This window comes from Rhizobium hidalgonense (assembly GCF_002914525.1).
GTDB classification, from domain to species: Bacteria; Pseudomonadota; Alphaproteobacteria; order Rhizobiales; family Rhizobiaceae; genus Rhizobium; species Rhizobium hidalgonense.
In genome coordinates this window covers 60204-86381 of the sequence record NZ_LODW01000070.1, presented here as the reverse complement: position 1 = coordinate 86381, position 26178 = coordinate 60204, and the positions used below count along the sequence as shown (strand labels likewise).

23 protein-coding genes are annotated in these 26178 nt (G+C 61.5%); 8 read left to right on the top strand and 15 right to left on the bottom strand.

Annotated features, from left to right (window positions below; translation table 11 throughout):
- Positions 1-493: 493 nt before the first annotated feature.
- The 3 genes from ATY29_RS22685 (at position 494) to ATY29_RS22675 (ending at position 3230) form a co-directional block, all read left to right on the top strand.
- Positions 494-1387, top strand: coding sequence for a LysR family transcriptional regulator (locus ATY29_RS22685; protein ID WP_003566626.1), 894 nt, complete (start codon positions 494-496; stop codon positions 1385-1387).
- A 131-nt stretch (positions 1388-1518) separates the two neighbouring features.
- On the top strand, positions 1519-2160 hold the full coding sequence (locus tag ATY29_RS22680; protein WP_003566627.1) for a DUF1007 family protein: 642 nt from the start codon (positions 1519-1521) through the stop codon (positions 2158-2160).
- A complete protein-coding gene (locus ATY29_RS22675) occupies positions 2154-3230 on the top strand; it encodes a nickel/cobalt transporter (protein WP_003566628.1) in 1077 nt (358 codons plus the stop codon). The genes ATY29_RS22680 and ATY29_RS22675 overlap by 7 nt, the downstream gene beginning before the upstream one ends.
- A gap of 1 nt (position 3231) precedes the next feature.
- Here ATY29_RS22675 and ATY29_RS22670 read toward each other — a convergent pair whose 3' ends face one another.
- The 4 genes from ATY29_RS22670 to ATY29_RS22655 all read right to left on the bottom strand — a co-directional run bounded on the left by ATY29_RS22670 (position 3232) and on the right by ATY29_RS22655 (position 5663).
- A complete protein-coding gene (locus ATY29_RS22670) occupies positions 3232-3438 on the bottom strand; it encodes a hypothetical protein (protein WP_003566629.1) in 207 nt (68 codons plus the stop codon).
- Positions 3435-4130 (bottom strand): GNAT family N-acetyltransferase, encoded by a 696-nt coding sequence (locus ATY29_RS22665; protein WP_003566630.1) that lies wholly within the window; start codon positions 4128-4130, stop codon positions 3435-3437. The genes ATY29_RS22670 and ATY29_RS22665 overlap by 4 nt, the downstream gene beginning before the upstream one ends.
- A 68-nt stretch (positions 4131-4198) precedes the next feature.
- Positions 4199-4918: a tellurite resistance TerB family protein gene (locus ATY29_RS22660; protein WP_097533127.1), complete on the bottom strand. Its 720-nt coding sequence runs from the start codon at positions 4916-4918 to the stop codon at positions 4199-4201.
- 106 nt (positions 4919-5024) lie between these two features.
- A complete protein-coding gene (locus tag ATY29_RS22655) occupies positions 5025-5663 on the bottom strand; it encodes a 2-dehydro-3-deoxy-phosphogluconate aldolase (RefSeq protein ID WP_097533126.1) in 639 nt (212 codons plus the stop codon).
- Between the two features lie 154 nt (positions 5664-5817).
- Here ATY29_RS22655 and ATY29_RS22650 point away from each other — a divergent pair, with 154 nt between their 5' ends.
- From ATY29_RS22650 to trhO, 3 genes are read left to right on the top strand one after another with little or no spacing between them, the layout of a single operon-like run.
- Positions 5818-6306, top strand: a complete 489-nt coding sequence (locus ATY29_RS22650) for a CYTH domain-containing protein (RefSeq protein WP_003566637.1) — start codon at positions 5818-5820, stop codon at positions 6304-6306.
- Positions 6284-7192: a CHAD domain-containing protein gene (locus ATY29_RS22645; protein WP_025417077.1), complete on the top strand. Its 909-nt coding sequence runs from the start codon at positions 6284-6286 to the stop codon at positions 7190-7192. The genes ATY29_RS22650 and ATY29_RS22645 overlap by 23 nt, the downstream gene beginning before the upstream one ends.
- A gap of 56 nt (positions 7193-7248) precedes the next feature.
- Positions 7249-8178 carry an oxygen-dependent tRNA uridine(34) hydroxylase TrhO gene (trhO, locus tag ATY29_RS22640; RefSeq protein WP_097533125.1) on the top strand — a complete coding sequence of 310 codons (930 nt, stop codon included), beginning with the start codon at positions 7249-7251 and terminating at the stop codon, positions 8176-8178.
- Positions 8179-8229: 51 nt separating this feature from the next.
- Here the strand turns inward: trhO and ATY29_RS22635 are convergent, their stop codons facing one another.
- Both ATY29_RS22635 and ATY29_RS22630 read right to left on the bottom strand, forming a co-directional pair.
- Positions 8230-10443: a putative bifunctional diguanylate cyclase/phosphodiesterase gene (locus ATY29_RS22635; RefSeq protein ID WP_097533124.1), complete on the bottom strand. Its 2214-nt coding sequence runs from the start codon at positions 10441-10443 to the stop codon at positions 8230-8232.
- Between the two features lie 94 nt (positions 10444-10537).
- Positions 10538-11911, bottom strand: a complete 1374-nt coding sequence (locus tag ATY29_RS22630; RefSeq protein ID WP_097533123.1) for a GH1 family beta-glucosidase — start codon at positions 11909-11911, stop codon at positions 10538-10540.
- A gap of 263 nt (positions 11912-12174) precedes the next feature.
- On the opposite strand from ATY29_RS22630, the gene ATY29_RS22625 reads away from it, so the two are divergent.
- Positions 12175-12576 carry a DoxX family protein gene (locus ATY29_RS22625; protein ID WP_097533122.1) on the top strand — a complete coding sequence of 134 codons (402 nt, stop codon included), beginning with the start codon at positions 12175-12177 and terminating at the stop codon, positions 12574-12576.
- Between the two features lie 74 nt (positions 12577-12650).
- On the opposite strand, the gene ATY29_RS22620 is transcribed toward ATY29_RS22625, so the two are convergent.
- The 5 genes from ATY29_RS22620 to ATY29_RS22600 form a co-directional block, all read right to left on the bottom strand.
- A complete protein-coding gene (locus ATY29_RS22620; protein WP_003566648.1) occupies positions 12651-13838 on the bottom strand; it encodes a Gfo/Idh/MocA family protein in 1188 nt (395 codons plus the stop codon).
- Between the two features lie 197 nt (positions 13839-14035).
- Positions 14036-15088 carry a sugar phosphate isomerase/epimerase family protein gene (locus ATY29_RS22615; protein ID WP_097533121.1) on the bottom strand — a complete coding sequence of 351 codons (1053 nt, stop codon included), beginning with the start codon at positions 15086-15088 and terminating at the stop codon, positions 14036-14038.
- Between the two features lie 245 nt (positions 15089-15333).
- Positions 15334-16281 carry a substrate-binding domain-containing protein gene (locus ATY29_RS22610; RefSeq protein WP_003566652.1) on the bottom strand — a complete coding sequence of 316 codons (948 nt, stop codon included), beginning with the start codon at positions 16279-16281 and terminating at the stop codon, positions 15334-15336.
- Between the two features lie 101 nt (positions 16282-16382).
- A complete protein-coding gene (locus ATY29_RS22605; RefSeq protein ID WP_003566653.1) occupies positions 16383-17387 on the bottom strand; it encodes an ABC transporter permease in 1005 nt (334 codons plus the stop codon).
- 77 nt (positions 17388-17464) lie between these two features.
- On the bottom strand, positions 17465-18991 hold the full coding sequence (locus tag ATY29_RS22600; protein ID WP_097533211.1) for a sugar ABC transporter ATP-binding protein: 1527 nt from the start codon (positions 18989-18991) through the stop codon (positions 17465-17467).
- Between the two features lie 269 nt (positions 18992-19260).
- Here ATY29_RS22600 and ATY29_RS22595 point away from each other — a divergent pair, with 269 nt between their 5' ends.
- On the top strand, positions 19261-20292 hold the full coding sequence (locus tag ATY29_RS22595; protein ID WP_097533120.1) for a LacI family DNA-binding transcriptional regulator: 1032 nt from the start codon (positions 19261-19263) through the stop codon (positions 20290-20292).
- Positions 20293-20361: 69 nt separating this feature from the next.
- Here the strand turns inward: ATY29_RS22595 and xylA are convergent, their stop codons facing one another.
- The 4 genes from xylA to ATY29_RS22575 all read right to left on the bottom strand — a co-directional run bounded on the left by xylA (position 20362) and on the right by ATY29_RS22575 (position 26172).
- Entirely contained in the window at positions 20362-21672 is a 1311-nt protein-coding gene (gene xylA / locus ATY29_RS22590; RefSeq protein WP_003566656.1) for a xylose isomerase, read from the bottom strand.
- Between the two features lie 195 nt (positions 21673-21867).
- Entirely contained in the window at positions 21868-23322 is a 1455-nt protein-coding gene (gene xylB / locus ATY29_RS22585; RefSeq protein WP_097533119.1) for a xylulokinase, read from the bottom strand.
- Between the two features lie 19 nt (positions 23323-23341).
- Complete coding sequence (locus tag ATY29_RS22580; protein ID WP_025417082.1) at positions 23342-24364, bottom strand: LacI family DNA-binding transcriptional regulator; 1023 nt, start codon at positions 24362-24364, stop codon at positions 23342-23344.
- 209 nt (positions 24365-24573) lie between these two features.
- The gene (locus ATY29_RS22575; RefSeq protein WP_003566660.1) at positions 24574-26172 is read right to left on the bottom strand and encodes a DHA2 family efflux MFS transporter permease subunit; all 1599 of its coding nucleotides are present in this window, start codon (positions 26170-26172) and stop codon (positions 24574-24576) included.
- Positions 26173-26178: the final 6 nt, after the last annotated feature.

Genomic DNA, 26178 nt, shown 5'->3' with positions numbered 1-26178 from the left:
GCCGGAGGACAAAGGGCATACGAGAACTCGCATTGGAACCAGCCGGTGGAGACCCCGGAACCATAGCAAGCGCTCGATGCGCGGATAGTGAACCAACGCCGCGGACGCGGTGTAAGTTCGGCTTTGTCTGCCATGGATTGGAGGGAGAATCCCAACCGCACTTCCGGCAATGATGGTGTGCCTCTTCAGTAACCCCCGCTGATGGAAAGCAGGGAGAGAACAAAAAGGCCCGCACCGTCGTTGCTTCAGGCGTCCTCGCATTTTCCGGTTGGCCGAAATAGCGACTGGAGGGGTTAATTCCAGGTACCTTACCGATTTCCTCACCAATTCGAGGGTTCGGCGGACACCCATGGGCACGTGCGACTTTGGGCTGGGGTGGAAATAAGAATATTCGCCTTCATAATCAAGCGATTTTTTGATCTGAGGCTCAAAAAAATAATTGAACAAAACGAGCCGATTTGTTCAACATTCCCAAACAGCCTGAGGGATGTCCATGGATACCTTGACCCGCATACGTGCCTTCATCGATGTCGTCGAGGCCGAAGGCTTTTCCGCCGCCGCCAGGCGCACGGGCCGCTCCAAGGCGCTGCTCTCCAAATATGTGCGCGAATTGGAAGATGAGCTCGGCGCCCTGTTGCTCAACCGCACCACCAGGCAGTTCTCGATGACCGAGGCCGGCCACACCTATTACCGCAGCGCCTCGGATATCCTGAAGGAGATCGACAATCTTGCCGACCTCGTGCGCGAAAACAATGCGCAGCTAAAGGGGCGGCTGCGCATATCAGTGCCGCGCACCTTCGTCGACGCCGATGTTGGCCAGTCGCTGATCGATTTCTCCAGGGAGAACCCGGACCTTTCGCTGGAGATCGCCGCCGACGACCGGTTTGTCGATCTGATCGAGGAAGGCTTCGACGTAGCGATCCGCATCAGCAAGCTCGAAGATTCCGGCATGATCGCCCGCAAAATCTCCGATTTCCGCGTCCATCTCTGCGCCACCCCAGAATTTCTCGAACGCCATCCCGATCTCGAGCACCCCAGCGATATCTCCAACGTCCCCTTCGTTGTCGATACCAATGCGCGCACCCAGGCGAGCATTCGCTTCCACAATCCCGACAACACCTCATTCGCCGTCGCCGTCTCCGGCCCGATGGAGGTCAACAGCCCGCATGCGACATTACGCGCGGCCCTCGCCGGCATCGGCATCGCCCTCATCCCCGACTTCATCGCCCGCAAACCGATCGAGAGCGGCGCGCTGGTGACGCTGTTCAACGATTACCTCCCGACCGACCGTGGCATTTATGCCGTCTATCCGCACCGCCGCTACCTGCCGGCGAAGGTGAGGATCTTCGTCGATTACCTCAACAACTGGTTCAAGAAACATCCATAGCGCCGCCCTTGCGGCTGCGACAGCTTGCCCCGCGCCAACCCGCGGCTCTCTGAATCCAATGCGGAATCGGTCCCAATTCCGTCCCAATTGCTGGCAAGAAGTCAGGGTCACCGAACAGGGCAGCGGGATAGATGAAATATTCGACGATACTGATTGCCGCGCTTGTTTCGCTGGCGCCGGCCGCCGCCTTTGCCCATCCGCACATTTTCGTGGAGGCCCGTCTCGAGGTCGTGGCCGATAAGGACGGCAATATCGAGGAATTGCGCAATGTCTGGCGCTTCGATGAGGTTTTTTCCTCCTCGGTGGTCATGGATTTCGACAAGAATACCGACCTCAAGCTGGAGCCGAACGAGCTTGCGGAGGTCGGAAAAACGGTGAAGCAGTCGCTTGCCGAATATGATTACTACATGAACCTGACGATCAACGGGAAGAACGTCACCGTCCAGAAGCCCGACATCATCCATGTTGACTACAAAGATGGCCAGCTGCTGATGTTCTTCGCGGTCAAGCCGGCGGAGAAGATGCCGCTCAAGGGCAGGCTCACCTTCGGCGTCTACGACCCGTCGCTCTATACCTCGATCGATTTCCCCACAGACAACGAACTTTCACTGGTCGGCGACGGCTTCAAGACCTGCAAACATCAGGTGGTGCGGCCGGATGCCGACCAGGTGATCTCGCAGAACAAGCAGTCGCTGACCGACGCCTTCTTCAATGATCCCACCGGCACCAACATGTCTAAACTCTTCGCCACCCGGCTGGAGGTCACATGCTGACGAAACGCCTGCCGTTCATCCTCGCCGCTTTGGTCTTGGCGCTTCTGGCGGCGGCAAGCCTCGCCCATGCGCAATCGCCGCTCGGCATCGGCACGGCGGAGCCGAGCTTCCAGCCGACCGGCGGGCCGCTCGCGCCGCTTTTGCTCTATGTGAACTATGAGCAGCAGGCCTTCTACCGGGCGTTGACCGATGCCCTGAAGGCGATGCGCCAGGACCCGTGGCAACTGGCATCGCTCATCGGCCTCTCCTTCGCCTATGGCGTCTTCCATGCCGCCGGCCCCGGTCACGGCAAGGCGGTCATCTCCTCCTACATGATCGCCAACGAGATCGAACTGAAGCGCGGCGTGGTGATTTCCTTCATTTCGGCCTTCATCCAGGGGGTGGTGGCGGTGGCGCTGGTCGGCGGCGCCTGGCTGGTGCTGCGCGGCACCGGCATCACGCTGACGGCGGCGACCCATGCAATGGAGATCGCAAGCTTCGTCATGGTCATCCTCTTCGGCGGCTGGCTGCTATTGCGCAAACTGCGCTCGATGGTCGGCAACATGCCGCGCCGCCGACTGATGGCGACACCTGCCGGACCGGTCAGCATGATGCTCGACTGGAAGGACAATGCCGCCGAACGCCAGGCCTATGCCTTCAGCGGCAAGGCGCAGGCCGTCGAAGCCGGCCACACTTTCGTTCCCGGCATGGCCTGCGAGACCTGCGGCAACGCCCATGTGCCGGATCCCACCCTGCTTGCCGGCGACAGGTTCAGCGCCCGCGAGGCCTGGTCGGCAATCGTCGCCGTCGGCCTTCGCCCCTGCTCCGGCGCTTTGCTGGTTATGACCTTCTCGCTGCTGAACGGGCTCTATCTCGGCGGCGTGCTGTCGGTCGCCGCCATGTCGCTCGGCACGGCGATTACCGTTTCCCTGCTTGCCACGCTTGCCGTCACTGCCAAGAGTGCCGCCGTCCGCCTCTCCGGGCGCGGCTCGACCGCCTCGGTCTGGATCGGCAACACCATCGAAATCCTCGGCGCTTTGCTCGTCATCCTGATGGGCGCGCTGCTGCTCGGGGCCTCGCTGCAGGGATAACTTATTTCCCCCTGCTGCGCTGGTAACGCGCCCGCAGCCAGAAAACCGCGAAAAATGCCATGATCAGGCAGACGCCGACGACGATCGCCAGCACCGGCGAGAAATTGCCGATCCACAGAACGATGGTCGGCAGGAAATAGATGACCAGCGCGGCGGCAAACAAGATGATGCCGGCGGCAGTCGCCTGCGAGCGGCTCTCGGGGCTCATACGAGCCTTTCCTTTTGGAGATCGGCACGGATATCCTGCAGACGGCGGATCTGGTTGCCCTCGGCATCGAAATTCTCCGGCGAAAGCCAGGCCTCGAAGGCATCGTTGAGCAGCGGCCATTCACTATCGATCATCGAGAACCAAGCAGTGTCGCGGTTGCGGTGCTTGGCAATCATGTGCTGGCGGAAGACCCCTTCGAAGCTGAAGCCGTAACGCGCCGCCGTCGTCTTGCTCGCCTCGTTCTTATTGTCGCATTTCCATTCGTAGCGGCGGTAGCCGAGCTCCTCGAAGACGTGCTTGGCCATCAGATAATGCGCTTCGGTCGAAAGCGGCGAACGCTTCATCTGGGGACCATGTGCCACCCCGCCGATCTCGACGACGCCGTTTGCCGGGTCGGCGCGCATATAGTTCGCCATGCCGACAATCTTGCCGGTAGCGTTGTCGCGGAAGATATGGGTGAGCCAGCCGGACTTGGTGTAGACGGTCTCAAGCCAGTTGGCGAAATCTTCGATCCCGGAAAAATCGTCCTGCGCGAAATAGAGAAGCAGCGGGTTGATGCCCATGCCGCCAAGCCCGTCCCACAGCGCCTCGAGATGGTCGGCACGCCGATAAGGTTCGACGGTGACAAAACGGCCCATCAGCGTCACCGGCTTCGGCGCCGGGCAACCCTTGAAATCTGCAAGATCGCGCATCTTCACTCCCCTTGTCCAAGAGTGGAGTGGATAGGCCAGCCGCCCGACAAAGGCAACCGGCCTGGTTGTCACTGTGACAAGGTAACTTTCGCAGAGGACACTGTCGCCTCGATATGATCGACCAGCTGGTCGGCAAGGCCGAGCCTGCCGGCAAGCAGATCGAGATAACCGCGCTCGGCGCGCGAATCCGGCTCGATGGTGAGCCGCGAGGCGGTATAGAGTTCGACGCGCTGTTCCTCTGTCGTCGCGGCGGCCACAAGCGCGTCGATATCCGTGGGCGAAGCGAGTTCATGCTCGATGAAGGCCGCGGCCTCGCCGCTGACGTCGGCAGCCTTGACCTTGTCCATGATGAGGGCGCGTTCGGCATCGTCGATATGGCCGTCTGCCTTGGCGGCGGCGATCATCGCGCGGATCAGCACCAGCACGAACTCATTGCTGCCGGCCGGCGAGGCCGGCCCGAAACCGGATTCGACAGGCGGCGGCAGAAGGACAGGATTGTTTGCCGACGGTGCATCTGAAGGGGCTGCAGGCGCCTGGCCTGCCTGGTAATTCTTGTAGGCCTGGTAGCCGAGGCCGGCAATGGCGGCAAGACCGCCGATCGCCAATGCATTGCCGGCAATACCCCGGCCTGTCTTGGTGCCGAGAAGCGCGGCGGCGATCGCACCGGTCGCCAGCGGGTTGTTTTTAGCCGTCTGGACAGCGTCGCCAGCCCTGTCGCGGACGGAGCCGCCGAGACCCGGCACTTGCGAACCCAAGAACTGGTCGAGAAGCTTCTTCGCGTCGAACATTCCTCGTCATCTCCCTGTTGAAGCCGGAAGAGTAGATAGGTTCGCGACGGATCGAATACAAACAGAGGAGAGGGAATTGTGCCGTGAGGCTCAACCCCTCCTAAACTCAGGCCTTCAGCCCCGCAGCCTCCGCCGCGAGCCTGGTAATCCCTGCCCAGTCGCCGGCCGCGACCAGTTCCTTCGGCGCCACCCACGAGCCACCGACGCAGATGACGTTCGGCAGCGACAGATAATCATTGGCATTCTTCAGCGAAATGCCGCCGGTCGGGCAGAACAGCGTACCGGCAAGCGGCGAAGAGAGCGCCTTCAGCAGGGCCGCGCCACCGGCCTGCTCCGCCGGGAAGAACTTCAGCACCTGATAGCCTTCTTCGCGCAAAGCCATGACTTCGCTGGCGGTCGCGGCACCCGGAAGCAGCGGCACCTCGGAATCCGCAGCCGCATCGAGGAGTTCCTGCGTGGTGCCCGGGCTGACGATAAACTTCGAACCGGCTTCGACGGCGGCTTCCCAATGGGCGGCATTCAGGATCGTGCCGGCGCCGACTTCGGCGCCCTCGACCTCGGCGGCGACTGCGCGCACGGCATCGAGTGCCGCAGGTGTGCGCATGGTGACCTCGATCGCCTTCAGACCGCCTGCGACAAGCGCGCGGGCCAGCAATACGGCCGACTTGGCATCGTCGACGATCAGGACCGGAACGACGGGCTGGAGTTTCAGGATGGAAAGGAGCTTCTCTGTTTTCTCGCCCATGGCCGTGCGACTTCCTTGAAACGATTGAAATTGGTCCCCGAATAACGCCCCGGCGGAACCTTGTCGAGGTAAAACCAATTCACCTAACAAGATGGGTATGAAATCCGTGGAAATTGGGCTACCGTGCCCCGATCGTCACAAAAGGTTCACCGATATGGCGAAAGAGATCGAGCGGAAATTCCTCGTACGCAGCGATGGATGGCGTTCCGCCGTTGAGACGAAGTCCGTTCTGAGGCAGGGCTATATCGCCTCGATGGACGATCGCTCCGTCCGAGTGCGCATCCTCGATAGCAAGAAGGCGAGACTGACGATCAAGATCGGCCGCAGCGCCATCACCCGTGACGAATTCGAATACGACATCCCTGTCGCCGATGCCGAGGAACTGTTGCAGAACGCGATCGGCATCGTCATCGAGAAGACGCGCTACCGCGTTCCGCATGAAGGTTTCGTCTGGGAGGTCGACGTCTTTGCCGGCGAACATCGTGGGCTGGTGATTGCCGAGGTCGAGATGACCGCAGAGACCGACGAGCCGGCCCTGCCCGCCTGGCTTGGGCGCGAAGTGACCGGCGATTTCCGTTATTCCAACCAGGCCCTTGCCACAGAATATGGGCACGACAGGCATGGCCTATCGCATTCGGCCTAAGGCCGATTTCACCACGGAGTTCCGCAGCGCCGCGAAAGAGCAACTGGACGACGCCATCGCCCTTATCGAAGAACAGCCGGACGGCGCGCATGAGGCAATCCATTCCTTCCGCAAGAATCTGAAACGATTGCGCTCGCTCTACCGGCTCGTGGCTCGCGAGGTGCCGGATTTCCAGTATCGCGAAAATGCCAGGCTGCGCGATCTCGCCCACTCGCTTTCGGCGATCCGCGATGCCAACGCCCTGGTCGGCACAGCGCAATATCTGCAGCAATCGGCCCGCGAGCCGGAGGAGAGCGAGGCGCTCGGCCGTATCGTCACTATTCTCGAAGGACGCCGTAACTGGATGGCGGAAGCCGAAAGCGGTCTGGAACGGCGGCTGGCGGAAACCTCGGACGTTCTGAAGGAGGCGATCGTCGCCCTGGATGCGGTCTCATTCGATGGCGGCCACCGCAAGAACGCCCGCAAGCTGGCGAAGAGCTGGCGCCGCACCGCGCGAAAGGCGAAGACAGCGCTTGCGGCCTGCCACGGCGAGGCATCGGCCGACGAATTCCATAATCTGCGCAAACGCACCTACGACTACAGACTTTATCACGGCCTTTTGCGCGATCTCTGGCCGGGCGCGATGAAGGCGAAGCGCAATGCGGCCAAGGAACTCGTCGAGGATCTCGGCCACATCCACGATCTTGCCGTGCTCTCCGAATTGGTCGAGGCCGAGCCGCAGCTCTTCACCCGCAATGACGACCTGGCACATCTTCTCGACGCCATCATCTTCCGCCAGCAGGAAGACCGGCGGCAAGCGCTTGTCAAAGCCGAAGCCGTCTTTGCCGATGATCCCGACGAGGAAGCGCAGCGCATCGAGCTTCTCTGGCTGACGGCCGGGAGTTGAAACCCGCCCCGGCGAAGGCAATTGCGCGATCCGCCGATTTTCTGTATTTCCGCCCCATGACCGACAGCCTGACACACACCAGCCCGTTTCTCGTGGCCGCACTTTACCATTTCGTTTCCGTGCCGCGCTTTGCCAGCCTGCAGGCTCCGCTGCAGGCGCTTTGCGAAGAGAGCGGCGTCAAGGGAACGCTGCTTCTGGCCCATGAGGGCATCAACGGCACGATTGCCGGACCGGATGCCGGCATCCAAGCCGTCCTCTCCTTCCTGCGCGCCCAGCCCGAATTTTCCGGCTTGGAGCATAAGGAAAGCCGCGCCTCGAAAATGCCTTTCCTGCGCATGAAGGTGAAGCTGAAAAAGGAAATCGTCACCATGGGTGTCGAGGATATCGACCCCAACAAGGTGGTCGGCACCTATGTGGCACCTCAGGACTGGAACGCGCTGATCTCCGATCCCCATACGATCGTCATCGACACCCGCAACGATTACGAGACGGCAATCGGCACCTTTCGCGGCGCGCTCGATCCGAAGACCAAGACCTTTCGCGAATTTCCCGATTGGGTGCGCAGCAATCCCGGCCTGCACAACAAGCCGAAGGTGGCCATGTACTGCACCGGTGGCATACGCTGCGAGAAGGCCACCGCCTTCATGAAGGCCGAGGGCTTCGACGAAGTCTATCATCTGAAGGGCGGCATCCTGAAATATCTCGAAGAAGTGCCGCAGGAGGAAAGTCTCTGGGACGGCGCCTGCTTCGTTTTCGACGAGCGCGTCTCCGTCGAGCACGGGCTGAAGGAAGGCGAACACCGGCTGTGCCATGCCTGTCGCAACCCGATCACCGCAGAGGAAATCACCTCGCCGCTCTACGAGGAAGGCGTTTCCTGCAGCCATTGCTACCCCACGCGCACGGAAGAGGATCGGCTGCGCTACCGTCAGCGGCAGCACCAGATCGCCCTCGCCAGGAAACGCGGCCGGCGGCATATCGGCAGCTGAGTGAGGATCCTTTCCGGATCAGCCTCATTTCACGAAATCCGCCCGCGCCCCTCAGGCTGCGCCGAGACGGCGGCGGTCTGCCGGTTCGGCTGTATGCCGCGCGTGCAGCATCTCTGTGATGCGATCCGCCGTCATCGGTTTTCCGAACAGGTAACCCTGCAGGCAATCGCAGCCGAAAAGGCGCATGGCGATTGCCTGTTCCTCGGTCTCGATGCCCTCGGCCGTCACCGGAATGTCGAGAGAGCGGGCGAGCGCCACAGTTGCCTGCAGCATCTCGCGCTGGCGCTTGTCCTCGTTGACCCCCATGACCAGCGAACGGTCGATCTTGATCCGATCGAAGCCGAACTGCCTGAGATAACCGATCGAGGAGAAGCCGGAGCCGAAATCGTCGAGCGCCACCTTCACCCCCAGCGCTTTCAGCCGTTCGATCGACTGGCGGGTACGCTGCGGATTCTGGATCATGTAGCCTTCGGTGATCTCGAGCGTGATGCGGCCGGCCTCGATCTCCGTCTGCTTGAGCACGTAGCGCACATAATCGGCGAAGGCGGGATTTCGAAACTGACCGGGAGAGACATTGACCGAGACGTTGAGTTCCGGCCATTGCTTGGCCGTCTCGCAGGCCTTGCGCAGCACGAATAGGCCGAGCGATTCGATGAGACCGCTGGTCTCGGCGATCGGGATGAAGACCTCGGGTGAAACGGGCCCGTGACCCGGACGGTTCCAGCGCACCAGCGCCTCGACGCCGGTCGGCGCATACGAGGCCGCATCGATCAGCGGCTGGTAGGCGAGCGTCAGGTCACCGCTTTCGATGGCCATCCTGAGATCGAGTTCCAGCGCATTGCGCTGCTCCCGGTCGGCGTCCATCGACGGATCGTAGAGTGTCATGCGGGCGCGGCCGGCTTCCTTCGCCTTATACATGGCAAGGTCCGAGCGGCGCACCAGCTCCTCGCGCCCGATCGTGCCGACGGGCGACATGGCGATGCCGATGCTCGCCCCGACGACGACGACGCGGCGACCGATCTCCAACGGCTCGACCAGAAAATCGAGGATCTGCTCGGCAAGCTGCAGGGCCGCGGCATTCTCGCCGTCCGAGAGAAAGGCGATGGCAAATTCATCGCCGCCGATGCGGGCTAGAACCGCGCCCTGCGGAATGAGCACGTCGAGGCCGGCCGCGACCGCGCGGATCAACTGGTCGCCGGTACCGTGGCCATAACTGTCATTGACTTCCTTGAAGCCGTCGAGGTCGAGATAAAGCAGCAGCACGTTACGTTTGGTCTGGCGCGCCTCGGCGACGAAACGGTCGACGGCAAGCCCGAGACCGTCGCGATTGGAAAGTCCGCTCAGCCGGTCACGCAGCGCCTCTTCGCGGGCGCTGTTTTCCTCGGCCTTCAACCGGCGCCCGGCAAGCCAGCCGATGACCAGCAGCACCACGAAGAACAGCCCGACGAGGCCCAGCGCCTCCAGGACCATCGGCCGCACCTGTGCGAAGCCGACATCACCCGGCGAACGCGAGGTCCAGACGAGTTTGTTGAGCGTCGCCCCCGTCGGATCGACGATCGGCACGAAAAAATCGGCTTCGAAGCTCGCCGGGGCCAGTCTCAGCCCGCCGATGACATAGGTCTGGCCGAGTGCGGCCACCCGATCATTGTCGAGATGGCGGGCAAAAACGAGATAGCGGCGGTGGCCGGCGGGCGCATCCTGCGCGCCAGATTTTTTCCGCACCAGGGCAACGCCGACGGCGGCAACACCCCGTTTAGTGGTGACGAAGCCGACCGCTTGGGGAGTACCGGCCGGGCCTGCCGCCTTCGCCGTCTCGAACAGGGTCCAGAGCGACGGCGCGAAGAAATCCGCGAGCGGCTCCTCCATCGGCTTGCCGTCGCGATAGGCCATGATCGGCTGCTTCGCCTCATCGATGACGATCGCCATGTCGAAAAGCGCGCTATTGACCGACATCTCGCCGTAATTGCTCACCGTCCAAGCCATGCCGTCGGGCGAATAGACGTTGACGGCGGCATCGTCCCAGGCGGCGTAATCGTCGAGCGTCGCGCCGAGTTGGTCCTCGAAAGTCTTCAACGCCCCGATCGTCGTTTCGCGCGAGCGTTCGTCATCGAGGAGATTGGCATTTTCGGCCACGCGTTCGAGCGCCGTCAGCACCATGACGGTGACGATTGCGACGATGACGGCAAAGGAGAAAAGCACACCCGTGACGGTAATGTGACGGCCTACTCCCAATCCTTTGCTCTGCGACTTTCCGGCTGTCTGCATTACGGCTCCCTGACCGGCCGACTTTGCCAGTCAAGGGTTCAAAAACGTTTAAGCAAACGCTGCAGATCTTTGTGCCCACACGTGAGGGTTACGATCAACCCGTTTTGTGATTGCCCTTCGGGAATTGCGCCGCGAGTTCGCGATACCACTTGCCGCTGTTCTTCACCGTACGGACCTGCGTTTCGTAGTCGACATGAACGAGGCCGAAGCGCATGCGGTAGCCTTCCGCCCATTCGAAATTATCCATCAGGCTCCAGGCGAAATAGCCGCGCATGGGATAACCGTCCTTGATGAGGCCGGCCACGACATCGAGATGGTCGCCGAGATAATCGAGACGCATTGTGTCGTCCGCCTCGCCGCCGACGACATCGGTGTTGTCGCAGGCGCCGTTCTCGGTGATGTAGCATTCCGGGAGTTCATAACGGCGGTAGAGGCCCTCGACCAGGAGCTTCAATCCCGGCGCGTAGATTTCCCAGCCGATATCGGTTTTCACATCGCTTACCGGCGGTGCTTTCACCGTCCAGGGAAAATCGCCTTTTCGTTCGGCATCCTCGGCGACGCGCTCCGGCGTGTAGTAATTCAGACCCCACCAATCGAGTTTCTGGCTGATCAGCGTCATGTCGCCGTCCTCGATCACAGGCATGCGGTCACCGAGCGCCTCGACGAATTCCTTCGGATATTCGCCCTTGAAGACGGGATCGAAAAAGGCGCCGTTGTGAAACTGGTGCGCACGTTCGGCGGCGGCAAGATCGGCCGGGCTGTCGGAGCCTGGGATGATCGAGGCGGCGTTGAGCACAAGCCCGACGGGCACAGCGGGGGCTTCCGAGCGGATCGCCTCGACGCCGAGACCGTGGGCAAGGTTCATATAATGCATGGCGTGCAGGGCGGCCTGCATATTGCGCTCGCCCGGCGCATGGATGCCGTAGAGGTGGCTCAGCCAGACGATGCACCAGGGCTCATTGAAGGTCGCGACGGCGTCGAGACGGTCGCCAAGCCGGTTCATCACCGTCTTGGCGTAGCGCTGAAAGGCATAGGCAGTCGAGCGTGCCGTCCAGCCGCCGTCGCCGGCAAGCAGCAGCGGCAGGTCCCAATGATAGAGCGTCGCAAAGGTCTTGATCCCGCGCGCCTTGCAGCCGTCGACCAGCCGGTCATAGAAATCGAGGCCTGCCTCGTTCACCGCACCCGTGCCGTCGGGGATAACGCGCGGCCAGGCAATCGAGAAGCGGTAGGCTTCGACACCCATACCCTTGATGAGATCGAGATCCTGCTCCAGCCGGTTATAGTGGTCGCAGGCGACGTCGCCATTGTCGCGATTATAGACGCGGCCCGGCATATTGCAGAAAGCATCCCAGATGGACGGCTTGCGCCCGTCGGCCTTGGCGGCGCCTTCGATCTGGAAGGCGGCGGTGGCGACGCCGAAGGTGAAATCGCCGGGAAGGCGGCTTGCAAGAGACTTCGCATCGATCATCTGTAAATCCCGTCTCAGCGTGTGAATGGACCGTTTGAACTCGGATTTAGCCAAGCCGGAAAACAAAGTACAGGCTTGGGAAAAGAAAAACTGCAACGTTACAGTATGCAGCGCCGGGCGGCAGTAAATGCACTATTCCGTCACCCGACCAGCGGCGATTTTCGCTCTCACTCCCTCATAACGCGGATGTCAGCAGTCGTGACTTGCTGTCGCACCCGCAATCTCTGACACAGGTCGGACATCGCAAACATGAAAGGAATCCGATGCTGTCTTCGATCCCTCTGCTGCAGCCCCATCTGCTGAGCCTGCTGCGCATCGTCTGGTCTCTCGTGCTGTTCAGCTACGGAACCCAGAAAATCCTGCATTTTCCAGCCGCGGCCAGCGTACCACCTGCAGGCTCGCTTTCGTGGGTTGCCGGGCTTATCGAACTCATCCTCGGCTTCCTGGTCCTGGTCGGATTCCAGACCCGGATCGCCGCCTTCGTGCTCTTCGGCCTGATGGCTTTTGCCTATTTCATCGGCCACGCGTCGAAGGGCATTTACCCCGCGCAGAATGGCGGCGTCGCGGCAATCCTGTTCTGCTTCATATTTCTGTATCTGGCCGCAGCTGCCAGACCGCTCAGCGTCGACAATCTGCTGAAGCGCGGTCGCACCGCGGCAGCTTGATCACCATAAACAAAACGCCGAGGCGACGTGAGTTCGCCTCGGCGTTTTTCATTCTGCGACGGGGATCGGTCAATTCACACCTTGACCCATGCGCCGTTCTTCTTGGAGGAGGCGACGCAAGCCTCGACGAAGGCCACGCCCTTCACGCCGTCATCGACTGTCGGGTAGACCACCGCCTTGTCGACGGCCTTGCCCTTCTTGCGGGCGTTGATTGCATGCGCGGCTTCCGTATAAATCGTCGCAAACGCCTCCAGATAACCCTCTGGATGCCCTGACGGCACGCGCGAAACGCGGCCGGCAGCCGCGCCCGATCCTGCGCCACCCCGCGTGATCAGCCGCTTCGGTTCGCCGAACGGCGTGTACCAAAGATAGTTCGGGTCCTTCTGGGTCCATTCAAGCCCGCCCTTGCTGCCGTAGACGCGCACCATCAGGCCATTCTCATGGCCGGGCGCCACCTGGCTACACCAAAGCATGCCCTTAGCCGGCTTCTCCGAGCCCTTGGCCTTGAAGCGCAGCATGACATGGGCGTTGTCATCCAGTCGGCGGCCGGGAACGAAGCTGTCGAGATCGGCGGCGAGACTGTCGAGTTCCAGGCCTGACATGAAGGAGGCGAGATTATACGCGTGCGTGCCGATATCGCCTGTGGAGCCGCCGACGCCCGATTGCGCTGGATCGGTACGCCAGGCGGCCTGCTTCTGGCCGGTCTGCTCGACTGCTTCAGTCAGCCAATCCTGCGGATATTCGGCCTGGACCACTCTTATATCGCCGAGTTCGCCGTTCGCGATCATTTCGCGCGCCTGACGCACCATCGGATAACCAGTGTAATTATGTGTCAGCACGAAGAGCGCGCCGCTTTCGTCGGCAATTTTCTTCAGTTTCTTCGCATCGGCAAGATTCGATGTCAGCGGCTTGTCGCAGATGACATGGATGCCGCGCTTCAGGAATTCCTTGGCCGCATCGTAATGCACATGGTTCGGCGTGACGATCGCCACCGCCTCGATGCCGTTCTTCAGCTTCGCCTCGCGGATCGCCATCTCGCGGTAGCTGGAATAGGTGCGCGACGGATCGAGGCCGAGATCGCGGCCTGACTGAACCGCCTTTTCAGGCGTCGACGACAGCGCGCCGGCGATAAGATCGTACTGATCGTCGATGCGCGCCGCGATGCGATGCACCGCGCCGATGAACGCGCCGGCGCCGCCGCCGACCATGCCGAGCCGAATGCGTGGCTCGCGGGTCTGTTCCGATGATGCTTCGATTGCCATTCTTGTCCTCCTGAAATTTAATCTGGTGCGGATGCGCCCCCTCATCCGGCTGCCGCCACCTTCTCCCCGCTCGCGGGGGAGAAGGGATCTGCGGCGACGTCGATGCCAACTCCGTCGCCCGGTGTGGCAAGTTCCCTCTCCCCGTCAAAACGGGGAGAGGGTTAGGGTGAGGGGCAGCCTCACGGCACGCTTTTTGTTTAAAGCCCCAGCATCCGCCGGTTCGCTGCCTGATCGGTACCGCTGCCGGCAAAGTCGTCAAAGGCCTTTTCAGTGACGCGGATGATATGAGCGGCGACGAATTCGGCCCCTTCGCGGGCGCCATCCTCCGGATGTTTCAGCGCGCATTCCCATTCGACCACGGCCCAGCCGTCGAAATTATTGGCCGTCATTTTCGAGAACACCGCGCCGAAATCGACCTGGCCGTCGCCGAGCGAGCGGAAGCGGCCGGCGCGCTCAACCCAACCTTGATAACCGCCATAGACGCCCTGACGCCCGGTCGGGTTGAACTCCGCATCCTTCACGTGGAACATCTTGATGCGGTCTTTGTAGATGTCGATATTGTCGAGATAATCGAGGCACTGCAGGACGTAGTGCGAGGGATCGTAGAGCATGTTGGCGCGCGGATGGTTCTTCACGCGCTCCAGGAACATCTCGAAGGTGATGCCGTCATGTAGGTCTTCACCGGGATGGATTTCGTAGCAAACGTCGATGCCGTTTTCATCCGCATGATTGAGGATCGGCGTCCAGCGGCGCGCAAGCTCGTCGAAAGCGGTTTCGACCAGGCCGGCGGGGCGCTGCGGCCAGGGATAAATGAAGGGCCAGGCGAGCGCGCCGGAGAAGGTTGCATGCGCCTTGAGGCCGAGGTTTTTCGATGCCGTCAGCGCCATCTTGACCTGCTCGACCGCCCATTCCTGGCGCGCCTTCGGATTGCCGCGCACCTCGGGGGCTGCGAACCCGTCGAAGGCTTCGTCATAGGCCGGGTGAACGGCGACGAGTTGGCCCTGCAGATGGGTGGAGAGTTCGGTGATCTCAATGCCGTTTTCGCGGGCCTTGCCGGCGAATTCGTCGCAATAATCCTTGGAGGTGGCCGCCTTCTTCAGATCGATCAGCTGGCTCGCCCAGGTCGGCACCTGGACGCCCTTGTAGCCGATATCGGCCGCCCATTTGGTGATCGCGTCCCACGAATGGAAAGGAGCGGCATCGCCCGCGAACTGGCCAAGGAAGAGGCCAGGGCCCTTGATGGTCTTCATGTCAGATTCCTCCCTGAATATCGACCGTAAACGTTTCTGAAATGTTGTAGCACGCAATTTGGCGGGCGCAAGGCGCCTACTCGCCTCAGCTCGCGTTTGGCGCAAGGCCGGACGCGATATTTGCTGCGAGCTAATCATGCTGGGCTTTGGCGGGCAAGAGGTACGTGCAGCATTTTCAGCGCGCACTGTATCGATCATAAAATGCGCCCATCCTTTCGAATGGGCGCATGTCGCCGACCGATGGATCAGAACGGAGAATCCGGGAAGTAGAAGTCCTTGGCATTGTCCTTGGTGACGAGCGTTGCGTCGAGGATGTAGCTGCCGTGAACCGGAACCTGATCGTAGAGGGCGGCCGCCGTCAACTCCATCGCCGTGCCGACCATCGCCGGCGGATAGAGAACGTCGACGGGGATCAGCTTATCGCCGTCCATGACCTTCTTGACCATGTCCTTGGAGCCGGCGCCGGCAACGACATACTGAATGTCAGTGCGCTTGGCCTGCTCGATCGCCTGCAAAACGCCGACAGCCATGTCGTCGTCCTGGCACCACACTACGTCGATCTTCGGATATTTGGTCAGATAGTCCTGCATGACCTTGAAGGCATCGTCACGGTTCCAGTTGCCGTACTGGCGATCGAGAACCTTGACCTTAGAGCCGGCAATACCCTTGTCGAAGCCGTCCTGGCGCTGCTGGTCGATCGGGATCGGCAAACCGCGGATGACGACGACTTCAGCGTCCGGCGTCTTTTCGGCAATGTACTTGCCGGCGACTTCGCCAAGCGCCGGATTGTTGCCGGCGACATAGAGGTCGCGCACGGAATTATCGTTGTTGCTCGGCGCACGGTCGACGAGGGCGACGAACTTGCCCTTGCTTTTGACTTCCTTGATGGCGTTGACGAGCGGATCCGGATCCGACGGCAGAATGACCAGGGCGTCGATGCCCTGCGTGTCGAGATCCTGCACGGCGTTTGCCTGGCTGGCGGCATCCGGCGAGGTCTTGACGATGACGTTAAGACCGGGATGTTCGGCCATCAGCAGCTTGGCGACACGTTCGGCATGGAAGACCACGCCCGAAGTCCAGCCGTGGTCGGCGGCCGGAATGGACACGCCGATCGTGAATTTCTTGTCCTGGGCGTGAGCGGCGCCGGCGAATGTCACCGCCGCAACCGCCAGGCCCAACATCAATTTACGCATGCTATTTCCTCCCAATAATGTCAGGGACTTTTCCATATCGGGACCGGACGCCCTGTAAGCCCGGTCAATTGCAATCCCGGCCATTTGCAAGCCGGATCAGTTCATGTTTTGCGCACCAGCGAGCGCTGCACGAACATGGCGATGATGATGATCGCACCCTGGATGGCGCCGATCAGATACTCGCTGATGAAATTCGAAAGCAGCATGATGTTGCCGACGAGTTCGAGAATGAAGGCGCCGCAGATCGTGCCCCAGACCCTGCCGGCGCCACCCTTCAGCGCGGTCCCGCCGACCACGACAGCGGTGATCGCCTGCAATTCCCACAGGATGCCTGTCGTCGCAGATGTCGACCCGAGGCGCGGAACATAGAGCAGCACGGCGATGGCGACGCACAGGCCCTGGATGACGAAGGCAATCGTCCTGACACGATTGACCGCGATGCCGGAGTAGCGGGCGACATCGCTGTTCGATCCCACAGCGACGACGTGGCGCCCGTAGCGGGTGCGGTAGAGGATGAACGCCGCGATCGCCGTCACCGTCAGGATCACAACGATCGGCGTCGGCATGCCGGCGATATTGCCGAAATAAGCAGGCCGATAGAGCGTCTGGATATCGGCGGAGCGAAGGGTGATCGCACCGCCCTGCGACAGCCATGTGGTCAGTCCGCGATAGATGCCCATCGTGCCGAGGGTTGCGATGAAAGGTTCGATCTTGCCCACCGTGGTGATCAAGCCGTTCGCCAGACCGCAAAGCGCGCCGGCAACCAAGGTGAAGACGACCGCGACCGTCAGCATCAAAGCCGGGTTTTCGATGGCGCCCGAATTCATCAACAAGATCATCAGGCTGGCGACAAAAGCCACCATCGAACCCACCGACAGGTCGAGATCACCTGCCGAGATCACGAAGGTCGCGCCGACCGCGATGATGGCGATGAAAGCGCTGCGCGTGGCGACGTTCGCAAGGTTGGTGATGCCGATGAAATTGGGATTGACCAAGGCCCCGACGATCAGAAGCAGCGCCAGGGCGACGAAAGGCGCGACCGCGCGCAGGTCGACATCCCGCCAGGATCGGCGCCGGATTTCCCTGGTCTCTTCGTGGACACTCATTTCCAAAACCAACCTCCCGCCCATATTCTCTGGGCATCTTATCTGTCGTCCTGATCGGCGAAGCCCTGCTTCAACCCTCAGGCAGCCGCCTTCTTCTTCAGCCCGGCGGCGTAACGCATGATCTCCTGCTCGGAAATCTCATCTCCTTCGAGCACGCCGACGATATGCCCTTCGCGCATCACCACCACCCGCGTGCAGAGGCCTATGACCTCCGGCATCTCCGAAGAGACGACGATGATCGACCGGCCGTCACGGGCGAGTGCCGAGATGAAATGATAGATCTGCTGCTTGGTGCCGACATCGATGCCGCGCGTCGGTTCGTCGATGATGATGATGTCGGGCTCGGTCTCCATGACCTTGGCCAACAGCAGCTTCTGTTGGTTTCCGCCGGACATGCGACCGGCGATGATATTGCCGTCACGAACCCTGATGTCGAAACGGCGCTTGGCCTTTGCCAGCGCGGCCGCCTCGCTGGCTGGGCTGAGATAGCCGTGACTGGCGTGCCTTTCGAGCGATTGCAAAGTCAGATTGGCCACCATGCCGGAGCGCAGCAGCAGCCCCTTCGACTTGCGATCCTTGGTCATGTAGGCCAGCCCGCAGCGATTGGCGGCATGCACGTCGCCGGAGGGCACCGTTTCGCCCTTGATGACCACCTCGCCGTCAAGACGGCTTCGCAAGCCAGCAATCGCTTCCATCAGCTCGGTGCGGCCGGAGCCTATCATGCCGGAGAAGCCGATAATCTCGCCCTTGCGCACCTCGAAGCTTGCATCCTTCACATAGCCCGTCGACACCGAGGCGACGCTCAAGACGATCTCCTCGTCGACATCGGGCTCGACCTTGGCGGGATAGAGGCTGGAAAGTTCGCGCCCGACCATCAGCTGCGCGATCGATTCCCCGTCCAGAATGGAGGTCGGCGACGTCTTGATCCACTGACCGTCGCGCAGCACCGTGACACGATCGGTCAGTTCCATCACTTCATCGAGCTTATGCGAAACGAAGACGAAGCTGGTGCCCTGATCGCGCAGCTTGCGGACCTGCTTGAACAGCATATTGGTCTCTTCCCGCGACAAGACCGCGGTCGGCTCATCCATGAACACGACCCGCGCGTCGCGGCTGATCGCCTTGGCGATCTCGACCATCTGCTTGTCGGCGATGGAAAGCGTGCTGATCAGGGCATTCTCATCGACATGCGACCCGAGCGCATCGAGAACCTTGCGTGTCTCCGAGCGCATATATTTGCGGTCGAGCACACCGAAACGCGTGACTTCGCGCCCGAGAAACAGGCTTTCCGTCACGGTCAGATGTTCGGCGAGATTGAATTCCTGGTGGATGATGACAATGCCGAGCGCTTCGGCGGCGCCATTGGGCGGCAGCACGACAGGCTTGCCATCGAGCACAATCTCGCCGGATGTCGGCTGTTCGAAGCCTGACAATACCTTGACGAGCGTGGATTTTCCGGCGCCGTTCTCACCCATGAGGGCATGGATTTCGCCGGCGCGGAGATCGAAATTGACGCTGAAGAGGACCTGCACACCACTGAAGGATTTGCATATGCGCCTGGCGGACAGCACCGCGGGTGCGGTGTCGGCGATCTCAACGGTCATCATGCCTCCCCCAAAGTCCGCCTCGCATCCGGCAGGAAACCCGGCGCCCACTCCATCACCTTGAACTAGCGCATTCCCATTGTGAAAACCGTTTGCTGTTTTCGGGCGCTGTGCGCTGCGGCTCCCGTCCGCTTTGGAGCTATGTAAACCTTTACATCAGCCATGTAAAGGTTTACATCGTGGATTAACGCAGATCCGTTGAAGCCTGCCTTTGACCTGTCGACAAGTCTGTGTAGTGTCGCGGCGAAGACAGTCCAAGGCAGAGCTCAGTGTCGAATTCCACGCCCGCAACAATCGAAGACGTCGCCCGGATCGCCGAGGTCTCCATCGCGACGGTTTCGCGGGCGATCCACACCCCGGAGAAAGTCGCCAACTCCACCCGGCTCAAGGTCAACCAGGCGATTGCCGTCACCGGCTACACCACCAATGCCATGGCTCGCAGCCTGAGGCTCGGCCGCTCCAACATGATCCTCGTGGTGGCGCCCGACATTGGCGACCCCAATTTCTCCAACATTCTCGTCGGTCTGGAGAACGAGGCGCGAGCGCACGGCTACGGCATCCTGATCGGCCACACGCAGAACGACGCCCAGCGCGGGTTGGAATATCTGAAATTCTTGAATTCCAACCAGGCGGCCGGACTGATCCTGTTCACCGGCATCCTGCCCTTCGGCCATCAGACGATGACGGCGCGGCTGCCGCCGAGCGTCGGCGTTTTCGAGCCTGTCTTCAACGGCGGCATCCCCTATGTCGGCGTCGACGATACCGAGGGCGCGAGGAAAGCGGTGGACCTGCTGCTGGCCGAAGGCCATCGCAAGATCGCTTTCATCGGCGATTCGCGCACCCGGCTGGCCTATATCAGGCGCCGCATGGGTTACGATGCCGGTCTCGATGCCGCCGGCATCCCGTCCGATCTGAGGATCGTGCTCGAAGGCGACGGCACGATCGAAAGCGGCCGGCATGCGGTCGAACAGCTCTTCATGCGCGATACGCTTCCCACCGCCTTCATGTGCGTGAACGACCAGACGGCGATTGGCGTCATGATCGGGCTCAGCGCACGCGGCTACGACATTCCGCGCGATTTCTCGGTTACCGGTTTCGACGACGTGCCGCAGGCCGTCTTCATATCGCCGTCGTTGACGACGATCCGCCAGCCGCGAACGGCGATCGGCAAACAGGCGATGGCGCTGCTGTTGGAACTCTTGTCCGATGGCCGCCCGGCCGAGACGGAAATCCTGCTGAGAGCGGATCTGGTGGTTCGAAACTCCGTCTCCGCGCCGTCGCGCACCTGGTTGAAGCGCTGAACTGTATAAGCTGGTGAAGGCGGCTGGGGAGAGGCTTGCGCCGGCGACCAAAGCCGCCGGCGCTTATTATCAGACGTATCGGTTGACAACGTTCTCAAGCAGTTCCTGCTTACCGGACCTCGGCTGCGGGTTGACGTCCTTGCTTTCGACCCATTTCGTGATCTCATCCAGCGAATATTCGCCGCGGAAGAGCTTCTGACTTTCAGCCGAATCCCATCCGGCATAACGCTCTGCGAGCGGCTGGGAGAGAGCCTTGTCCTCGATCATCTTGGCAGCAGCCTTCAGGCCGCGGGCGCAGCAATCCATGCCGCCGATATGGCCGATCAAGAGGTCTGCCGGGTCGAGCGACTGGCGACGAAGCTTCGAGTCGAAATTGGTGCCGCCGGTCTTGAAGCCGCCGCCCGCCAGAACGTGGTAATAGGCGAGCGCCATTTCGGGAACATTGTTCGGGAACTGGTCGGTATCCCAGCCGGACTGGTAGTCGTTGCGGTTCATGTCGATCGAGCCGAAAATTCCGAGCGCATTGGCAAGCGCCAGTTCGTGCTCGAAGGAGTGACCGGCCAGGATCGCGTGGCCCTGCTCGATATTGAGCTTTACCTCGTTTTCAAGTCCGTGCTTCTTGAGGAAACCATAGACGGTCGCAACGTCGTAATCATACTGGTGCTTTGTCGGCTCCTGCGGCTTCGGCTCGATCAGGATGGTGCCCTTGTAGCCGATCTTGTGCTTGTATTCGACGACGAGGTTGAGGAAGCGTCCGAGCTGGTCGAGCTCGCGGCCGATATCGGTGTTGAGCAGGGTTTCATAGCCTTCGCGGCCGCCCCACAGCACGTAGTTCTCACCGCCGAGCTTCTGCGTGGCGTCGATGCAGGTCTTCACGGTCGCGGCTGCGAAAGCAAAGACATCCGGATCCGGATTGGTGGCTGCACCCGACATATAGCGGCGGTGGGAAAACAGGTTCGCCGTGCCCCAGAGCAACTTGGTGCCGGTAGCGGCCTGCTTTTCGGCGAAATAATCGACGATCTCGTTCAGGTTCCTGGTATTTTCGGCGAAATTCTTGCCTTCCGGGCGCACGTCGGCGTCATGGAAGCAGTAATAGGGCGCGCCGAGCAGCGAGAAGAATTCGAAGGCGACGTCGGCCTTCAACTTGGCCGCCTTCATCGTGTCTTCAAACCAGGGACGCAGGAAAGTCTGGCCGCCGAAGGGATCGCCGCCCGGCCAGGTGAAGGTGTGCCAATAGGCTACTGCAAAACGCAGGTGGTCTTCCATGCGCTTGCCCATGACGATCTCGTCCGGCTGGTAGTAGCGGAAGGCCAGCGGATTGGTGCTGTCGGGGCCTTCGTATTTGACTTTCTGGATATCGCCGAAAAATCCGGTGCTCATGTTGAGGTCTCCTTGGGTTCGTATCTCTTAACAGTTCTGAATTGTTGATTTGCGGAGGCTGCCCCCTCATCCGCCTGCCGGCACCTTCTCCCCGAGGGGAGAAGGGACTTGCTGCAACGTTTCAGCTCTTTCGAAGCCGCCGCGCGGACTTCCCCTCTCCCTTCGGGGAGAGGGTAGGGTGAGGGGCCAGAAATCTCAGTTCGCCAGCGATCTGATCGCCGGATAAAGTGCGCGGTAGCGCATGTAGCCGTCCTCATAAGCGTCGCTGAGTGAAACCACCGGCTCGATCGTGCCCGATGTCACCGGCGGCGCGCAGACGGCGATCGGATCGGCCCCCGTCGCGGCGATCAGACCGAGGCGGGCGGCGCCGAAGGCGGCGCCGAAATCGCCGTCGGCCGGCAGGTCGACCGGAACCCCGAGCGCGGTCGCAATCGACGCCAGCCAGTAGTGCGAGCGCGAACCGCCGCCGATCGCCGTGACGCGGGAGATCCCGGTGCCCGCCGAGCGCAGCGCTTCGAGATTGTCGCGGATGGCAAAGGCCACACCTTCGAGCACCGCCTGGGTGAGAACGGCACGGCTGCTTTCATGTTCAAGGCCGATGAAGGCGCCACGGATGACGGCATCATTGTGCGGCGTGCGCTCGCCGGAGAGATAGGGAAGGAAGGTGACGCCTGTCGGCGCCTTCAGCGTCTCGCCGAGCTCGCCGGTGAGATCGGCAGCCGACTTACCGGTCACGCCGGAATGCCAGTTAAGCGCATCGGTCGCCGACAGGATCACGCCCATCTGGTGCCAGGTGTTCGGCAATGCGTGGCAGAAGGCATGCACGGCGCTTTCCGGCTTCGGCAGATAGGAGCCGTTGGCGGCAAACAGCACGCCTGACGTGCCGAGCGAGACGAAAGCGGCGCCGTCGCTGACCGTGCCCATGCCGCAGGCCGAGGCCGCGTTGTCGCCCGCGCCGCCGGCAACGACGGCATCGCCTGATATGCCCCATTGCGCCGCCAGGTCGGACCGTAGCTTGCCGGCCTGCGCGGTGCCCTCGACCAGCGCCGGCATCTGCTCCTCGGAGAGATCGGTGGCGGCAAGCAGCTCGGATGACCAGGCGCGCTTGCCGGTGTCGAGCCAGGAGGTGCCGGCCGAATCCGACATTTCAGAGATATATTCGCCGGTTAGCCAAAGACGTAGATAGTCCTTCGGCAGCAGCACCTTGGCGATCTTGGCGAAAACGTCGGGCTCATGCTTCTTGACCCAGGCGAGCTTCGGCGCCGTGAAGCCGGGGAAGACGATGTTGCCGGTCAGGGCGCGAAAGCGCGGATCGGCATCGAGTGCCGCAGCCTCGACATGACTGCGCGTGTCGTTCCAGAGGATGGAGGGGCGCAGCACCTTGTCGCTGGCATCGATCAGCGTCGCACCATGCATCTGGCCGGAAAGGCCGATGCCCTTGACGGCTCCAAGCTCTGTCGGATGTTTCGCCTTCAGGCCGGCGACAGCCTCCTCAGTGGCACGCACCCAGTCGGCCGGCTCCTGCTCCGACCAGCCGGAATGCGGACGCGAGACGTCGAGCGAACCATTGGCCGAGCCGACAATCTTCTGATCGCCGTCGATCAGCATCGCCTTGACGCCGGAGGTTCCGAGATCGAGACCGAGATACATGCGGTATTCTCCTTTGCCGTTACGGCAGATTGTCTTTCAGGAATATGTCGAGGCGAATGCGCTCCTGCGCGTCGATGACGGCAAGCCCGTCCGCCTTGGCTTTCAGCACACGGATTGCGCTACGCACCTCATGGCCGGCATCCTGGTTCAGGATGGCATCGATCGTGTTGTCGATGAGTGCGGCACGGGTGTGGGCAGTCAGCTCATGGGCGATCACCGTCAGCGTCCGATCGACGGCCTTCTCCTTCAACGCCCGAACGAGGCCGCGATTGCCGGCGCCGAGGCTGTAGACGCCGATAATGCCGGCATTGCCGAGCGCATCGGCAACAAGCCTATGAGCGACCTCGGGATCATCCCGGCCTTCGAGAACCGGTAGGATCGCCAGATCGGGAAACTCCTCGGCCATGACGGAAGTGAAGCCCTCCAGCCGCTCGCGATGGTCGCGCACCAGCATGGAGCCGGCGAGCACGGCGATCTCGCCTTTTCGGGCCCCTAGAAATCGGCCGAGCAGCCGGGCCGCCGTGCGGCCGGCCGCGATATTGTCGACGCCGGCATAGTGATGGCGCAGCGACCCGGTGAGATCGGAAACCAGAGTGACGATGGGAAAGCGCTCGCGCACCAGCCTGTCGACGGCGGCGCGCACGTCAGGCGCATCGGTCGCGACCATCGCAATGCCGCAAGGCTTTTCGCGGGAAAGCCCTTCGAGCACGGAAACGAGGGCGGCCGGATCGAAAGCCGGCACCTCGATGGTGCGGATATCGGTCCGCTCGGCGGGCGAGCGGAGGATCGCCTGCCGAATCTCGGCATTCAGCCCATGCATGAAGGAATTGTCACTGGCCGGGAGGATGAAGACCAGGGGATAGGTGCGTCCTTTGGCGAGATTGGCGGCGGCGACGTCCCTGATATAACCGAGCTCGCGGATTGCGGTTTCGACCTTCTCCCGCGTGACGTGACGCACACCCGGGCGCCGGTTGAGAACCCGGTCGACAGTCGCAAGACTGACACCGGCAGCAGCGGCGATATCGTGAACAGTTGGCCTCATCATTCCTCCTGACGAGACCCTTAGCGCCAAATTTGATGTACGTAAATCAAAAAAACGAACTGGCCGATTGGCGCACTGTTTTTCTGGGACGGACGGTCTGCTTTGGACCAATCCGACCGAGGATTACATGCTGATGACATAACGGCTGGAAAACGGCAAATAAAAAGGCCCTCCGAAGAGGACCTTTTCATGGGGCAGCAGGCCGGAGGTCAGTGGCCGCCACCGCCTCCCCCGCCTTGCGGCGCGGGTTTCTTGATCATCGCGACACCGAAGATCATCGCGACAAAAAGCGCGGTCAGGATCAGGAACACATCGCTGAAGGACAGGATCACCGCCTGCTTGGTGGCAAGGCCGACCATCTGCTTGATCGCGACCGAGGCGCCATCCATGCCATAGGTATTGAAGTTGGCGGTCATGTTGTTCATCTGATCGATCGCCGCCGGATTGCCCCAGTCCATATTCTCCCGCAGCCGCTCGTAGTGCACGTCCTGACGGTTGGTGAGCACGGTGTTGATGACGGCAAGACCGACAGCGCCGCCGAGGTTTCTGGTCAGATTGAACAGGCCGGATGCGCCGCGGATGCGCGAGGGCGGCATTGTACCGAGCGCGATATTGTTGATCGGCACCATGCACATCATCAGCCCGAAGCCGCGCAGGATCTGCGGGATGAACAGTTCGTAGAAATCCCAATCCGCCGTCAGGTGGATCATCATGTATGTGCCGGCGGCGAAGCTGGTGAAGCCGATCACCATCATCAGGCGCAGGTCCATCTTCGTCGACAGCCGGCCGGCGATCGGCGCGGTGAAGAACATCGCGAGCCCGGAGACGAACATCGTCTGGCCGATCATCAGCGAGTCATAGCCGCGGATACGACCGAGATAGACCGGGTAGATATAGGTGAGACCATAGAGGCCGATACCCATGACGAAGGAGAAAATCGAGCCGAAGGAGAAATTCCGGTTGGCGAATGCCTTGAGGTCGACGACGGGAAAATCCACCGTGAAGGCGCGGTAGAAGAATATGATGGCCGCAACGCCGGAAGCGACGGCGGCAATGGCGATGGAGCTGTCGTTGAACCAGTCGTTCGAATTGCCCTCTTCGAGCACATATTCCATCGCGCCGAGGAAGATGCCCATCGAGATCAGCCCCCACCAGTCGAACTTCTTGAAGAGCGACAGTTCCGGCTTGTCGAAATCGATGAAGTTCCAGGTGACGATCGTGACGATGATGCCGGGAACGATATTGACGAGGAACAGCCAGTGCCACGAGAAGGCATGGCTGAGATAGCCGCCGACAGTCGGGCCGATGGTCGGCGCCAGCGTCGCGATCAGGCCGATGATCGGCGAGACGATGCTGCGCTTCGAAGCTGGGAAGATGGTGAAGGCGGCCGCGAACACCGACGGGATCATGCCGCCGCCGATGAAGCCCTGGATGGCGCGATAGACGATCATCTGGTCGATATTCGTCGCCGTCGCCGCAAGCGCGCTCGCCATGGTGAAGCCGGCGGCCGAGATCGCGAAGAGATAACGCGTCGAGATAATCCGCGCCAGCGTGCCCGACAGGGGGATCATGATCACTTCCGCGATCAGATAGGCGGTCTGCACCCAGCCGACCTCGTCGCTGCCGGCCGAAAGACCCGCCTGGATTTCCGCAAGCGAGGCCGAGACGATCTGGATGTCGAGGATCGACATGAACATGCCGAGCACCATCGCGAAGAAGGCGATCAGCTTCCTCGGATCCATGCGCTCGTCAGCGTGGGCAGGCGCTGCCGGAATCGTCCCCGCTGTTGCTGTCGCGCTTCCGGCCATCGGACA